13 protein-coding genes are annotated in these 13,767 nt (G+C 67.4%); 9 read left to right on the top strand and 4 right to left on the bottom strand.

Features of this window, described 5'->3' with window-relative positions; genetic code table 11:
- Positions 1 to 6: 6 nt before the first annotated feature.
- The gene (gene ccoO / locus ACJMK0_RS11210) at positions 7 to 618 is read right to left on the bottom strand and encodes a cytochrome-c oxidase, cbb3-type subunit II (RefSeq protein ID WP_405238425.1); all 612 of its coding nucleotides are present in this window, start codon (positions 616 to 618) and stop codon (positions 7 to 9) included.
- Between the two features lie 18 nt (positions 619 to 636).
- Entirely contained in the window at positions 637 to 2,052 is a 1,416-nt protein-coding gene (gene ccoN, locus ACJMK0_RS11205) for a cytochrome-c oxidase, cbb3-type subunit I (protein WP_405238423.1), read from the bottom strand.
- Between the two features lie 382 nt (positions 2,053 to 2,434).
- Here ccoN and ACJMK0_RS11200 point away from each other — a divergent pair, with 382 nt between their 5' ends.
- Positions 2,435 to 3,397, top strand: a complete 963-nt coding sequence (locus ACJMK0_RS11200; RefSeq protein WP_405238421.1) for a universal stress protein — start codon at positions 2,435 to 2,437, stop codon at positions 3,395 to 3,397.
- A gap of 371 nt (positions 3,398 to 3,768) precedes the next feature.
- Positions 3,769 to 4,242: a host attachment protein gene (locus tag ACJMK0_RS11195; protein WP_405238419.1), complete on the top strand. Its 474-nt coding sequence runs from the start codon at positions 3,769 to 3,771 to the stop codon at positions 4,240 to 4,242.
- A gap of 19 nt (positions 4,243 to 4,261) precedes the next feature.
- Here ACJMK0_RS11195 and ACJMK0_RS11190 read toward each other — a convergent pair whose 3' ends face one another.
- Positions 4,262 to 4,627, bottom strand: a complete 366-nt coding sequence (locus ACJMK0_RS11190; RefSeq protein WP_405238417.1) for a TraR/DksA family transcriptional regulator — start codon at positions 4,625 to 4,627, stop codon at positions 4,262 to 4,264.
- Positions 4,628 to 4,790: 163 nt separating this feature from the next.
- Complete coding sequence (locus ACJMK0_RS11185) at positions 4,791 to 5,705, bottom strand: cation diffusion facilitator family transporter (RefSeq protein ID WP_405238415.1); 915 nt, start codon at positions 5,703 to 5,705, stop codon at positions 4,791 to 4,793.
- A gap of 262 nt (positions 5,706 to 5,967) precedes the next feature.
- On the opposite strand from ACJMK0_RS11185, the gene ACJMK0_RS11180 reads away from it, so the two are divergent.
- The 7 genes from ACJMK0_RS11180 (at position 5,968) to ACJMK0_RS11150 (ending at position 13,766) form a co-directional block, all read left to right on the top strand.
- Positions 5,968 to 6,936, top strand: coding sequence for a universal stress protein (locus tag ACJMK0_RS11180; protein ID WP_405238413.1), 969 nt, complete (start codon positions 5,968 to 5,970; stop codon positions 6,934 to 6,936).
- A gap of 90 nt (positions 6,937 to 7,026) precedes the next feature.
- Positions 7,027 to 7,479: a CBS domain-containing protein gene (locus tag ACJMK0_RS11175; RefSeq protein ID WP_405238411.1), complete on the top strand. Its 453-nt coding sequence runs from the start codon at positions 7,027 to 7,029 to the stop codon at positions 7,477 to 7,479.
- Between the two features lie 111 nt (positions 7,480 to 7,590).
- Complete coding sequence (locus tag ACJMK0_RS11170) at positions 7,591 to 9,315, top strand: PAS domain-containing sensor histidine kinase (protein ID WP_405238409.1); 1,725 nt, start codon at positions 7,591 to 7,593, stop codon at positions 9,313 to 9,315.
- The gene (gene fixJ, locus ACJMK0_RS11165; protein WP_405238407.1) at positions 9,299 to 9,949 is read left to right on the top strand and encodes a response regulator FixJ; all 651 of its coding nucleotides are present in this window, start codon (positions 9,299 to 9,301) and stop codon (positions 9,947 to 9,949) included. The genes ACJMK0_RS11170 and fixJ overlap by 17 nt, the downstream gene beginning before the upstream one ends.
- A gap of 258 nt (positions 9,950 to 10,207) precedes the next feature.
- Entirely contained in the window at positions 10,208 to 10,561 is a 354-nt protein-coding gene (locus ACJMK0_RS11160; protein WP_405238405.1) for a response regulator transcription factor, read from the top strand.
- Between the two features lie 63 nt (positions 10,562 to 10,624).
- Positions 10,625 to 11,395 (top strand): ABC transporter ATP-binding protein, encoded by a 771-nt coding sequence (locus tag ACJMK0_RS11155; RefSeq protein WP_405238403.1) that lies wholly within the window; start codon positions 10,625 to 10,627, stop codon positions 11,393 to 11,395.
- Between the two features lie 4 nt (positions 11,396 to 11,399).
- Positions 11,400 to 13,766, top strand: coding sequence for an ABC transporter permease (locus ACJMK0_RS11150; protein WP_405238401.1), 2,367 nt, complete (start codon positions 11,400 to 11,402; stop codon positions 13,764 to 13,766).
- The last annotated feature ends 1 nt before the right edge of the window (position 13,767 follow it).

The following is a 13,767-nucleotide window of genomic DNA, read 5'->3' as shown; positions in this document are numbered from 1 at the left end:
CTGCGGCTAGCGCCTCGTCTGCAGGTTCGTGCCGAGGCCCTGCAGGTAGGCGATCATCGCCTCCATCTCGGTCTTGCCTTCCACCGCGGCGGCGGCGCCGGCGATCTGCTCCTCGGTGTAGGGGTCGCCGGCGATGTTCTTCAGCATGCGCATCTTGCGCTCCACCAGCGCCCCGTCGACCATGCGGTCCGCCAGCCAGGGGTAACCCGGCATGTTGGATTCCGGCACGACGTTGCGCGGGTTGATGAGGTGCAGCTCGTGCCACTCGTCGCTGTAGCGGCCGCCGACCCGGGCCAGGTCCGGTCCGGTGCGCTTGGAGCCGAACTGGAACGGCCGGTCGTAGACGCTCTCCCCTGCCAGCGAATAATGGCCGTAGCGCTCGGTCTCGCTGCGGAACGGCCGCACCTGCTGGGAGTGGCAGACGTAGCAGCCCTCGCGCACGTAGATGTCGCGGCCCGCCAGTTCCAGGGCCGGGTAGGGCTCCACTCCTTCGGCCGGCTCGCCGCTGGACTTGGACATCATCAGCGGGACGATCTCGACCAGCCCGCCGATGCTGATCACTACGACGATCAGCACGGCCATCAGGGTGATGTTTATCTCGACTTTCTCGTGGGACACGTCGGATCTCCTCCTGGCTCAGGCGGGCTGGCGGACGGGCACCGGGCGGGGTTTCTCGCTCGCGACCGTCTTCCAGATGTTGTAGACCATGATCAGCATGCCGCTGAAGAACAGCAGGCCGCCCAGCAGGCGCAGACCATAGTACGGGTAGGTGGCTTCCAGGCTCTCCACGAACGTGTACGTGAGCGTCCCGTCGTCGTTGACCGCGCGCCACATCAGGCCCTGCATCACGCCGGCGATCCACATGGACACCGTGTACAGCACCACGCCGATGGTGGAGGTCCAGAAGTGCACGTCGATGAGTTTCGTGGAGTACATCGCCTCCCGGTTGAACAGCCGCGGTATCAGGTGATACAGCGAGCCGATGGTCATCATCGCGACCCAGCCCAGCGCGCCGGAGTGTACGTGGCCGATCGTCCAGTCCGTGTAGTGAGACAGCGAATTCACCGTCTTGATCGACATCATCGGCCCTTCGAAGGTGGACATTCCATAGAAGGACAGGGAGACGATCATGAACTTGATGATCGGGTCGGTGCGCAGTTTGTGCCAGGCACCGGACAGGGTCATGATGCCATTGATCATGCCGCCCCAGGACGGCGCCAGCAGCACCAGCGAGAACACCATGCCGAGCGACTGGGCCCAGTCGGGCAGGGAGGTGTAATGCAGGTGATGGGGCCCGGCCCACATGTAGATGGCGATCAGCGCCCAGAAGTGCACCACCGACAGCCGGTAGGAGTAGATGGGGCGCTCCGCCTGCTTCGGCACGAAGTAGTACATCATCCCCAGGAACCCGGCCGTGAGGAAGAAGCCCACGGCGTTGTGGCCGTACCACCACTGCATCATCGCGTCGATGACGCCGCTGTAGATGGGGTAGGACTTCGTCAGCGAGACCGGGATGCTGAGATTGTTGAAGATGTGCAGCACCGCCACGGTGATGATGAACGCGGCGTAGAACCAGTTGGCCACGTAGATGTGCTTCACCCGCCGTCGGCCGATGGTGGCCAGGAAGACGATGCCGTACGCCACCCAGACCACGGCGATCAGCAGGTCGATGGGCCACTCGAGTTCCGCGTATTCCTTGGACTGGGTGATGCCCAGCGGCAGCGTGATGGCCGCCAGCAGGATGACCAGCTGCCAGCCCCAGAACGTGAATCCGGCCAGCTTGTCGAAGGCCAGGCGCACGTGGCAGGTGCGCTGTACGACGTAGTAGGAGGTGCCGATGAGCGCCGAGCCGCCGAACGCGAAGATCACCGCATTGGTATGCAGCGGCCGCAGGCGGCTGTAGGTCAGCCAGGGCAGGTCGAAGTTCAGAGCCGGCCACATCAGCTGTGCGGCGATGAACACGCCGACGAGCATGCCCACCACGCCCCAGACGACGGTCATGATCGTGAACTGCCGCACGACCCTGTCGTTGTAGGTTTCCTGGATTTCCATAGCGCTGTTCCTGTACGTGAGCCTGACGCGGGCGCGTGCTGATGCCGCCTGCAGGCCCTCCGGAGGGGGCGCGCACCCGTCCTGCCCGCCGTGCCCGGTTCGTGGCTGCGGGTGGATGGTCGGCATTGTCGGTCGGCGGGGTCCCGTTGGGATCGCCAACGGGATCGGGCGTGTGACCTGCCGGCGGGCGGCCGGCGTGACCCTCCCCGTCACGCACCTGCGTCCCCGGATGATCCGGGAGTCGCCGGACACGCTCCATCTGTATTTGTACTTACTAATATAAGCCTGTCGCAGCCGTGTCTTGAAAGGCCCGCCGGCAGGGTTCTAAATGGAGGCCACCGGACGCGGACCGGCGGTTTCCGGGGCACGAGGGGAGCGAGGGATGGAGCTACGAAACAGGCTGTTGGTGATCGTCGAGACGGGCGATGAGCGGCATGCGGCGCTCGAGCGGGCGCGCTGGCTGGCGCGGCGGCTGGATGCGCCCGTCGATCTGCGGGTCTACTACCAGGCGGTGCCCGGGCTGGGCGAGCAGTTCATCGACTCCCGGGTGCTCGAGATGGCGGTGGAGCAGATGCGCCGGGAGAAGCTCGCCTGCCTGGAGGAGCTGGCGCAGCCGCTGCGCGGCGAAGGGCTGACCGTGACGGTGGACGCGGTGGCGGGCAGTCCGGTCGCCGAGTCGATACTGGCCGACATCATCCGGCTGCAGCCCCGCCTGGTGCTGAAAGCGGCCGACCACCACGTGCCGCTCAGCCGCACGTTCTTCTCGGAGACCGACTGGCAGCTGATGCGCACCTCCCCGGTGCCAGTGCTGATGGTGCGGCGCGAGCACGAGATGCCCGGGCGGCCGGTGTTCATCGCGGCGGTGGATCCGCTGCACGAGCACGACAAGCCGGCGGCGCTGGACGAGAAGATACTCGCGACCGCGGGCGAGCTGGCGCGGTTGACGGAGTCTCGGCTGGAGGTCGTGCACTGCTACGACGTGACGCCGCTAGTGACGGGGATGTCGGCCAGCCCCATGCTGCCGGCACCGCTGCAGACGGAGGAGCTGGCGGAGAGCCTGGAGACCCATCATCGCCGGGCCCTGGACGACCTGGTGGCGGGCCACGAGCTGCCGGCCGACGCGGTCCACCTGCTGGAGGGCGCGCCGCGCTGGCGGCTGCCGGAGTTCTGCGCCGAGGCGGGTGCCGACGTGGTCGTCATGGGCGCCGTATCCCGGTCCGCCCTCGAGCGGGTGTTCATCGGCGGCCTGGCCGAGAAGGTGCTCGACCGCCTGCCCTGCGATCTGCTGATCGTGAAGCCGGACGGATTCGTCTGCCCGGAGATCGTCGAGCTCGAATCGATGTAGGAGGGCCTTCAGGCCCGATTCGATTAAATGGATCGGGCCTGAAGGCCCTCCTACGCGCTGGCGGGGGTACGCGTTGGCGGGGGGGGCGGATGTTCGGGATGCAGAAAAAGCCGGGGGCCTCTTGCGAGGCCCCCATTCGGTTTCGCTGAGGGAGAGAGATCAGCTAACCGGATTCTTTGCGACGGTCGGTCCCGTCCTGTTGGCGAGTATGAGACACCGCTTGCCCTGCCAGCGTCTACTGTGGCTTACCACTAGTCGCATTACGCAAATTCGCAGCCGGCCGCTGCCGCGCCTTAGGTAGATTTCGCGATTGCCGGTGCCGGCGCGGCGGCGGAGCATGAGAAAGGCCCCAACAGTAAGAGGGGACGGCAATGACAGAGACCGGACAGAGAGCCGCGCTGGTAGTCGTCGCAGACCGCCGGTGCGCGGAGTTCTACACCCAGGAGCAGCGATTCTCCGAACCGAAACCCCTGTTCACACTGCAGGCATCAGCGGTGGAGGGGGCGGTGCCCGCCGAAGCGTCCGACCAGCCGGGCAAGTCCTTCGACAGCCACGGTCAGGGTCGTCACAAGATGGAGCCACCCACCACGCTGCGCGAAGGTGCGGCGAGGGTATTCGCGAACGCGATTGCCGGGCGCATGGAGGAGACCATGACCCGGGAGCGTCTGGACGGGTTCATCGTCGTCGCGGAGCCGAAACTGCTCGGCCTGCTGCGCGAGGAGATCGGCGAGGAGTCCATCGCCAGGCGCGACCGGCTGGAGATCGACAAGGATCTCGTCGGGCGCAGCGCCGCGACCCTGGCGAGCGCGATCGAGGATGCCGGCGGGCTGCCGCGGCTCGACTGACCGGCCCTGGTGACGGGCCTCAGCGCCGGGCGGCCTCCCGGGCGCCGGCGCAACGCAGGCAGTACTGCGCGTGCGGATAGGCCTTCAGCCGCGCGGGCTCGATCGGTTCCTCGCAGTCCACGCAGAGACCGTAGCTGCCGTCCTCGATGCGGTGCAGCGCCTTGCGGATGAGCGTGAGTTCTCGCCGCGCCTCGTTGCCGAGCGCGTCGAGTACCTCGGCGTTCTCCATTTCGGTGGCTCGCTCGGACGAATCCGGATGGAAGCCGGAGAGACGGTTCTCCTTGATGCGGTCGAGCCGGGTCTGCAGGAGCTGTTCCTTCTCCTTCAGCGCCTGCCGCGCTGCCGCTATCTGCTCTTCGCTGAGCCTGTTGCCTGGCCAGTTCATAACGGTTCCCGGATCGACCACCGAATCGACTCCCGGTTAGACAATCGGTTCGATAATCGGGCGAATCGCGGCACGCGCCCCGCTGCCCGGTCTCCCGGCCGGTCGACTGGTCAATTTCCGGCTCAAGTTATCGGCAGGGCCGCTCCCCAGGTAATGCGTATTCCTACCTAGAGTCCCGGTAGATGGGGTCGATGACTTCTTCCTCGGACGGATTGTCCGGACCGGCGGGGTCCAGGTGCACGGTGACGTCCACCGGCGAGAATCTCTCCTCGATCCGTCGCCGCAGCCTGTCGCCGGCCGCGTGGGCAGTGGAGAGGTCGGTCGTGCCGGGCAGCTCGAGGTGGAGCTGGACGATCCGCCGCGCGCCGGAGCGCCGCGTGCGCAGCCCGTGCACGCCGGTGACGCCTTCGGCTGACCGGGCGAGCTCCATGATGTGCTCGCGCTCCGAGGCAGGCAGTTCCCGGTCCATGAGCACGTGGGCGGCCTCGCGGGCCACGGACCAGGCGCTCCAGGCGATCATCAGGCTGATGCCGAGGGCGATGGCGCCGTCGGCGCGCAGCCAGCCGAGCTCGGCCAGCACGATGGCCGCGATGACCCCCACGTTGGCCAGCCAGTCGGAGAGGTAATGCAGCGAATCCGCCTGGATCACCAGCGAGCCCGTGCGGCGGATGACCCGGCGCTGGTACCAGATCAGCAGTCCGGTCACCGCGATGCTGAAGACCATTACCGCCAGGCCGACGCCGGCCAGCGCGATCTCCTGCGGCTCGATGAGGCGGGTGACGGCGTAGGCCCCGGTGCCGACCGCCGAGGCGCCGATGAACAGCGCCTGACCCAGCCCGGCCAGCGACTCTGCCTTGCCGTGGCCGAAGCGGTGATCGGTATCGGCGGGGCGCAGCGCGATGCGCAGGGCGGCGAAATTGGCGCCCGACGAGACGACGTCCAGCGCGGAGTCGGCCATCGAGGCGAACAGGCTGGCCGACCCGGTGGCGAGCCAGGTGACGAATTTGACCACAGTCAGCAGCAGCGCCGTCAGGAGTGAGACGGCGCTCGCCTGGCGCAGAAGTCGCTCGTCCTTCAAAATACCGTGAGCCTCGAGATGGTCGCCGTATCCGGGGTCGGTTGCGCGGAAGCTTAAACCGCTCCACCGGCGCTTGCCAGGCGTCCGCGGCACCCCCGCGGCGCGCGGTCAGGGCGCCGCTAGGTAGTGCCCGCAGAGCGCTACGCAGCTTGGCGTATTCTAGCCCCGGAGGGGGCGGACTATGCTGATTTCAGGCTCTTCGGTTTACCGCAATACCCGGAGGCGCCGGCCCGGTCAAATCGTCGTTGAAGGAGTCACCACCATGGCCGAATTCCGCAAACTCCTGGCAGTGATCGACCCCACCAGCGAGCAGCAGCCCGCCATGGAGCGCGCGGCCTGGCTCGCGGGCCAGACCGGCGCCCGTCTGGAGCTGTTCGTCTGCTACTACAACCAGTACCTGTCCGGCGACCGCTTCTTCGATTCACGCGGCCTTAAGGAGGCCCGGGAGGAGACGCTGGAGCATTTCCGCTCCAGGCTCGAGGAGTTCGCCGGAAAACTGCGCGGCGACGGACTCGAGGTGACCACCGACGCCGCCTGGGACAACCCGCTGCACGAGGGCATCGTGCGCAAGGCGGTGGCTACCGGCGCCGACGTCGTGTTCAAGGACACCCACTACCACAAGCCGGCGGCACGGGTGATCTTCACCAATACCGACTGGAACCTCATCCGCACCTGCCCGGTGCCCCTCTGGCTGGTGAAGCCCGGCGGCCACTGGGAGGACGATATCCGCTATCTGGCCGCGGTCGACCCGCTGCACGAGCACGAGAAGCCGGCGGCCCTTGATGACCAGATCATCAACGCGGCGAAGCGGCTGGCCGGCGCCACCGGCGGCGAGGTGCACACGTTCCATTCCTACGATCCCATCATCGCCGTGGCGGATGCCGCCAACAGCACCTTCGTGCCGGTGACCCTGCCGGTGGAGGAGCTGGAGGCGAAGATGCACGAGCGTCATCGGGAGCACTTCAACGAGCTGCTCGAGTTTCACGGGCTGAGCGGCAAGACCGCCCATCTGATGCCCGGCCGCACGCAGGAGGTGCTACCGGCCCTGGCGCGCGACGTGGAGGCCTCGGTGGTGATCATGGGCGCGGTGGCGCGCAACCGGCTGAAACGCATCTTCATCGGCAGCACGGCGGAGCAGGTGATGGACAATCTGCCGTGCGATCTGCTGGTGCTGAAGCCGGCCTGGTTCGAGACCCCGGTGCACCTGGACAGGAAGCGGAGCACGGACTGAGCGGCCCCCGGCCGATACGGCCATCGGGCCATCGGGCCATCGGGCCAGCAAGTCACGGAGCCACGAAGTCACGGACAGAGGAGGTGAGTCATGCGCGTCGGCGATATCTGCGCCCGGCGTGTGGTCACGGTGGAGCGGCGGACGTCCATCCGGGATGCCATCGCGCTCATGCGTGACGAGCACGTCGGCGACGTGGTCGTGACCGAGCCGCACCCGTCCGGTGAAGCGCCGGTCGGGATACTGACGGACCGGGACATCGTTCTGGAGCTGCTGGCCCGGGACGTAAATCTCGACGCGGTGACCTGCGGCGACGTGATGAGCTACGAGCTCGCGACGGTCGAGGCGGAGGACGAGATACTGGACGCGATCGAGGTCATGCAGACCCGCGCGGTCCGGCGGCTGCCCGTGCTGGGCGGTAACGGCGAGCTGGCCGGCGTGCTGAGTCTGGACGACCTGGTGGCGGCGCTGTCCGAAGCCATCGGCGGGCTGTGGCCCGTGGTACGGCGCCAGCAGCGCATCGAGCGCAAGCGCCGCTCCGACTGACATAGCCGCCCCCGGCGCCCCGGCGCTGCGGCGCCCCGGCGAGCGCCGGCGTGGGCATCGGCGAGCCGAGCGGGTAGAATCCCGCTCTGGCCAGTATTCCTGCGTATCCGCGTGGCTCATATCTTCCGACGGCTCTCCCGACGGCGCCCTGCCGCTTTTGCTCCAGCGCTCTGGTTCGCCGTCCTTGCGGCCGCCCCGCCGGCGGTCGCCGGGGCGCCGCCCGGGCCGGCGCCGGCGCAATGGCTGCCCTGGCTGGTGGCCGGCGTGGCCCTCTGCCTGCTCGGATTCGTGCTCTGGCAGGGCCGGCGGCGCGGCCTGCTCGCCTCCGTGCGGCTGGAGGACTCCCAGAAGCTGATGCACTCGGTGGTGGAGACGGCGGCCGAGGCTATCATCACCATGGCCGCGGACGGGCGCATCCGCACCTTCAACCGGGCCGCCGAGGCCATGTTCGGCTACACCCGCGACGAGATTATCGGCGAGGACGTGAGCACCCTCATGCCGGCTCCCCACGCGCAGCGGCATCACCGTTACGTGGCCCGCTACATGGAGACCGGGGAGGCGCGCATCATCGGCATCGGCCGCTACGTGGAGGCGAAGCGCCGCGACGGCACCATCTTCCCCGTGCACCTGGCGATCAGCGAATTCCAGGACGGCGAGAAGATCTTCACCGGCATCCTGCGAGACATGACCCAGGTGCGCGAGCTGGAGAGCGCGCTGCGGGACAAGGAGAAATCGCTGAAGATGGCCCTGCGTGCGGCCAACCTGAACGTCTGGGAATGGGAGCCGGCCACGGACGTCTTCCGCACGCTGGAAGGCGATTCGGCGGTGATGCCCGGGCTGGCGACCGGTGAGTCCATCCAGGGCGCCGATCTGCGCGACCGGGTCCTGCCCGAGGACCGGCGCCGCATCGAGCGGGTCATCGGGCGCGTTCACGAGGGCGATTCCCAGGCGTTCGAATACCGCGTCAAGCAGGACGACGGCACCCTGCGCTGGTTCCGCTCCCACACCACCCCCGTGTTCGGTCCCGACCACCGGGTCGAGCGCGTGCTCGGCGTTACCCGGGACATCACCGAGTCAAAGGACCGCGAGGCCGAGCTGGCCTCCCAGCGCGAGCGCCTCACCCACGTGGCGCGCCTGAGCACCATGGGCGAGATGGCGGCCGGCATCGCGCACGAGATCAATCAGCCGCTGACCGCGATCACCACCTACGCGCAAGGCAGCAAGCGCATGATCGCGGCGGGCGATCCCGACACCGCCAAGCTCACCCGGGCGCTCGGCAACATCAGCGACCAGGCGCTCCGGGCCGGCGAGGTCATCCGCCGTCTCCGCGCGCTCATCCGCAAGACCGACCAGACCCGGGAGGTGCGCAACATCAACGAGCTGATCTCGGAGCTGGAGCCGCTGGTCAGCATCGACGTGCGCGGCAACGACATACCGGTCATCTACGATTTCGACCAGCCGCAGATCCCGGTGAAGGTCGATCCCGTCCAGATCCAGCAGGTGATGCTGAACCTGCTGCGCAACGCCTTCGACGCCTCCGAGGAGCGGCGCACTGGCGACATCATCGTGCAGACCCGCCTGAACGGCGACGACGAGGTCATGGTGCGCGTCACCGACCACGGCACCGGCATGTCGGAAGAGGTGAAGAACAACGTCAGCAACCCGTTTTTCACCACCAAGAAGAACGGCATGGGCCTCGGCGTGTCCATCTGCATGTCCATCATCCGCAGCCACGGCGGAGACGTAACCTACGAAGACAACCCAAAGGGCGGTACCATAGTTACTTTGACGCTGCCGACGGTAGAGGGAGGGGTCCGCGATGGCGGGAACAGCTGAATCGCATCAGCCTACGGTATTCCTGGTGGACGACGACGAGGCGATACGCGATTCGCTGTCGTTCCTGCTGCAGTCCGTGGGGATACCGTGCGAGACGTTCGCCTCGGCCCGCGACTTCCTGAACGCCTACAACGACGACCGGCCCGGCTGTCTGGTGCTGGACGTGCGCATGCCGGGCATGAGCGGGCTGGAGCTGCAGGAGGCCCTGAACGAGCGTCATTCCATCCTGCCCATCATCTTCATCACCGGCCACGGCGACGTGCCCATGGCGGTGGAGGCCATGCAGGGCGGCGCCGCCGACTTCCTGCAGAAGCCCTTCCGCGATCAGGACCTGCTGGACCGCATCAACGAGGCGCTGGCGAAAGACGCCGAGAACCGCCAGGCGCTGGAGGAGCACCACGACCTGCAGAAGCGCTGGAACTCGCTCACCAACCGGGAGCAGGAAGTCATGGAGCTGGTCGTCGACGGCAAGCCCAACAAGGTCGTCGCCTACGAACTCGGAGTGAGCCAGCGCACGATAGAGATACACCGCGCCCGCGTCATGGAGAAGATGCAGGCGAATTCCCTGGCGCACCTGGTGCGCATGGCCGTCATGCTCCGCGCCGATACCGGCGAGGAACCCGAACACCACTGATTCCGCTGCCGTCCCGCGGCAACCCTGAGCCATTCCCGAGCGATCCCTGAACGACCTGCCGGCGGCCCCTCGCCGACCCCGCGGCGAGCCCGTCTGCCGCTAAGTAGAAGCCCGTATGTTTAGGGTGGTTTGATTTCCCGATCATGCCACTGTCGCCAAATAGCATTCTTATTTCGAGCTGTGATGATTTCTGGGGACGGCCAGTCCGCTGCGGGGGCAAATAATCACCAGGGCACCAAGGCATCGTGCGTTGCCGTCGTGGACCCGGATCCGACAGTCCGCGATGGGCTGGACGCGCTGCTGGGCGACCTCGCGACCGAGATCTGTCACTACGATTCCGCCGAGGAGTTCCTGCGGGCGACGGCGGATCACGTACCGGACTGCCTCATCACCGAGGTCTGGCTCCCCGGCATCTCCGGCGTCGAACTCCTGGAGCAGCTCAACGAGGCCGGCCACCACGTTCCCACCATCCTGCTCGCCCGGGACGGCGACGTGGCGATGGCGGTGCGCGGCATACGGGCCGGCGCCGCGGAATACATCGAGAAGCCGTGGGTCGACAGCCGTCTGCGCCAGTCGATCCGTTCGATACTCGCCCGCCACGAGATCCACTGACGGACCGGTTGCCGGGAATCGCCGCGGCCCGTGGCCGGACCGGTTGCGTCGGGAGTGTCAGGGATGAGCACCGAGTCCGGGAACGACAGTTCCAGCAAAAAGAACAGCAATAGCGAGAGCAATAGCAGCGGCCGTGCCATCTTCGTCGCCCGGGGGCTGACCAAGGTCTACCGGGTCGGGGAAGTCGAGGTCCATGCCCTGCGCGGCGTGGACGTGGAGCTCTACACGGGCGAGTTCATGGTGCTGCTCGGGGCTTCCGGCAGCGGCAAGTCGACCCTGCTGAACATCCTCGGCGGCCTGGACACGCCCACCGACGGCACGGTGCGGTTCGACGACATCGATCTCACCGGCGCGAGCGAATCCGAGCTCACCGAATACCGCCGCCATGCGGTCGGTTTCGTCTTCCAGTTCTACAATCTGATCCCGAGTCTGACCGCCCGGGAGAACGTCTCCATCGTCACGGAGATCGCCCGCAATCCGATGACGCCGGAAGAGGCGCTGGAGATGGTGAACCTGGGGCCGCGGATGGACCACTTTCCGGCCCAGCTGTCCGGCGGCGAGCAGCAGCGCGTGGCCATCGCCCGGGCCATCGCCAAGCGCCCCGAGGTACTGCTCTGCGACGAGCCCACCGGCGCACTCGATTCGAAGACGGGCGTGCACGTGCTCGAGGCCCTGGCGCGGGTGAACGAGGAGTACGGCACGGCCACGGCGGTGATCACCCACAACGCCAGCATCGCCGACATGGCCGACCGGGTGCTGTTCATGAGCGACGGCCGCATCTCCGGCGAGCGGCGCAACGAGATCCGCAAGCCGCCCTCGGAGATCAGCTGGTAGGCCGATGCGCGCACTCGACCGCAAGCGCTGGCGGGAGCTCTGGCAGATGCGCAGCCAGGCCGCCGCCATCGCCATGATCATCGCGAGCGGCGTGGCCACCTACATCATCTCGCTGAGCACCCTCGATTCGCTGACGCTGACCCAGAGCAACTACTACCAGGCTTACCGTTTCGCGGAGGTGTTCGCCTCGCTGAAGCGCGCGCCGCTCTCCCTGGTGGAGCGGGTGCGTGACATCGAAGGCGTGCGCGAGGCGGAGGCGCGGGTCAAGGCGCAGATCAACGTGGAGGTGCCGGGATTCGAGGATCCCGTGACCGGCCTGCTGGTCTCCCTGCCCGACGACCGCGCGCCCCTGCTGAACCAGCTGCACCAGGTCCGCGGTCGCACGCCGGCCTCCGACCGGCCCTGGGAGGTGGTCATCAACGAGGCGTTCGCCGACGCCCAGAATCTCGCGCCGGGCGACACGATCATCGGCATCATCAACGGCCGGCGGGAGGATCTCGCCATCGTCGGCGTCGCGCTATCGCCGGAGTTCATCTACCAGATCCGCCCGGGCGACATCTTCCCGGACTACGAGCGCTACGCGATCATGTGGATGGGCTACCGGGGGCTCAGCGTCGCCTACGACATGGACGGCGCGTTCAATGACCTGGTCCTGACGCTGGAACCCGGGGCCCGGGCCGAGGCGGTGATCGAGCGGCTCGACGCGCTGCTGGAGCCCTACGGCGGCCAGGGGGCCTACACCCGGGAAGACCAGCTCTCCCACCGCTACATCACCCAGGAGATCGTCAGCCTGGAAGCCATGGCGAAGATCTTCCCGGTGATCTTCCTCGCCTTCGCCGCCTTCCTGATCAATTTCGTCACCAACCGGCTGATACGGGCGGAGCGGGACCAGATCGGGGTGCTGAAGGCGTTCGGTTACGACAACCTCACCGTCGGCTGGCACTACGTCAGCGTCATTCTGATCATCGTGCTCGCCGGCGCGGCCGTGGGCATCGGCTTCGGGGCGTGGGCGGCGCGCGGCCTCACCGGCATCTACATCGAGTTCTTCCGTTTCCCGCGCCTGGACTACGTGCTGAGGCCCGACGTGCTCCTGACGGGCGTGCTGGTCACCCTGGCCGCCGGCCTGGCGGGTACGCTGCATGCCTTCCACTCGGCGGTGCGTCTGTCGCCGGCGGAGGCAATGCGTCCCGACACGCCGCTCGTCTACCGGCAGAGTCTCGTGGAGCGGCTGTTCGGCCACGCCTTCCTCGATCAGCCCACCCGCATGATCCTGCGCCACATCGGCCGCGCGCCCCTGAAGAGTGCACTGACGGTGCTGGGTGTGGCCCTGTCCACCGGTCTGGTGATGTCCGGCAATTTCCAGGAGGACGCCGTCGACTACATGATGTGGAGCCACTTCAACCTGGCGGCCAGGGAAGACGTCACGGTCACCTTCAACGAGCTCGCCGGCAACGAGGCGGAGTACGAGCTGGCCGCGCTGCCCGGCGTGCTGCAGGCGGAGGGGATGCGCGCGGTGCCGGTGCGCTTCCGCTACGGCAACCGCTCCTACCGCTCGGCCATACAGGGGTTCCGGCCCGACGCGGAACTCCACCGTCTCGTGGATACGTCGCTCGCGCCGGTGCCGCCGCCGCCGGAGGGCCTGCTGCTCACCAGCTACCTGGGCGAGGAGATCCTCGGCGTGCGTCCCGGCGACACGGTAACCGTGGAGGTGCTCACCGGCCGGCGGCCCGTCATCGACCTGCCCGTGGCCGGTTTCGTGGAGGAGTACATCGGCATCTCCGGCTATATGGAGCTCGCGACCCTCAACCGTCTGATGCGCGACGGCCACGTGCTGACCGGCAGCTTCCTCGCCATCGACCCGGCCGATCAGGCGCGGGTATTCGACGAGCTGATGCGCCGTCCCGGCGTCGGCGCCATCGCCCAGCGCAGTCAGTCCATCGCGAGCTTCTACGAGTCCTTCGCGGAGACCATCCTCGTGTTCACCTTCGTCAACACGCTGCTGGCGGCGAGCATCGCCTTCGGGGCGGTGTACAACAGCGCACGCATCGCGCTCGCCGAGCGCAGCCGCGAGCTTGCCAGCCTGCGCGTGCTCGGATTCACCCGGGCCGAGATTGCCTATATCCTGATCGGCGAGCTGATGCTGCTCGTCATCGTCGGCGTCGGTTTCGGTTTCCTGGTGGGACGCGGCATCTGCGCGCTGTTCGCGCAGGCCATCTCCTCGGACATCTACCGGGTGCCGCTGGTGCTGGAGCCGAGCACCTACGCGTTCGGCGCCGCCGTCGTGCTCGGCTCGGGACTGATCTCCTCGGCCGTCATCAAGCGTCGGCTGGACAGTCTGGATCTGGTGGCAGTGCTGAAGACGACGGAGTAGG

Origin of the sequence: Lentisalinibacter orientalis (genome assembly GCF_040706535.1) — a bacterium.
Classification (GTDB): domain Bacteria; phylum Pseudomonadota; class Gammaproteobacteria; order Steroidobacterales; family Woeseiaceae; genus Lentisalinibacter; species Lentisalinibacter orientalis.
The sequence above is the reverse complement of the archived record's forward strand: the minus strand, read 5'-3'. Positions and strand labels throughout refer to the sequence as shown.

Bases quoted from the DNA above. Each gene is read 5' to 3' on its own strand.
- ccoN (WP_405238423.1), bottom strand. From the start codon at position 2,052: ATGGAAATCCAGGAAACCTACAACGACAGGGTCGTGCGGCAGTTCACG.
- ACJMK0_RS11200 (WP_405238421.1), top strand. From the start codon at position 2,435: ATGGAGCTACGAAACAGGCTGTTGGTGATCGTCGAGACGGGCGATGAG.
- ACJMK0_RS11195 (WP_405238419.1), top strand. From the start codon at position 3,769: ATGACAGAGACCGGACAGAGAGCCGCGCTGGTAGTCGTCGCAGACCGC.
- ACJMK0_RS11190 (WP_405238417.1), bottom strand. From the start codon at position 4,627: ATGAACTGGCCAGGCAACAGGCTCAGCGAAGAGCAGATAGCGGCAGCG.
- ACJMK0_RS11180 (WP_405238413.1), top strand. From the start codon at position 5,968: ATGGCCGAATTCCGCAAACTCCTGGCAGTGATCGACCCCACCAGCGAG.
- ACJMK0_RS11175 (WP_405238411.1), top strand. From the start codon at position 7,027: ATGCGCGTCGGCGATATCTGCGCCCGGCGTGTGGTCACGGTGGAGCGG.
- fixJ (WP_405238407.1), top strand. From the start codon at position 9,299: ATGGCGGGAACAGCTGAATCGCATCAGCCTACGGTATTCCTGGTGGAC.
- ACJMK0_RS11155 (WP_405238403.1), top strand. From the start codon at position 10,625: ATGAGCACCGAGTCCGGGAACGACAGTTCCAGCAAAAAGAACAGCAAT.
- ACJMK0_RS11150 (WP_405238401.1), top strand. From the start codon at position 11,400: ATGCGCGCACTCGACCGCAAGCGCTGGCGGGAGCTCTGGCAGATGCGC.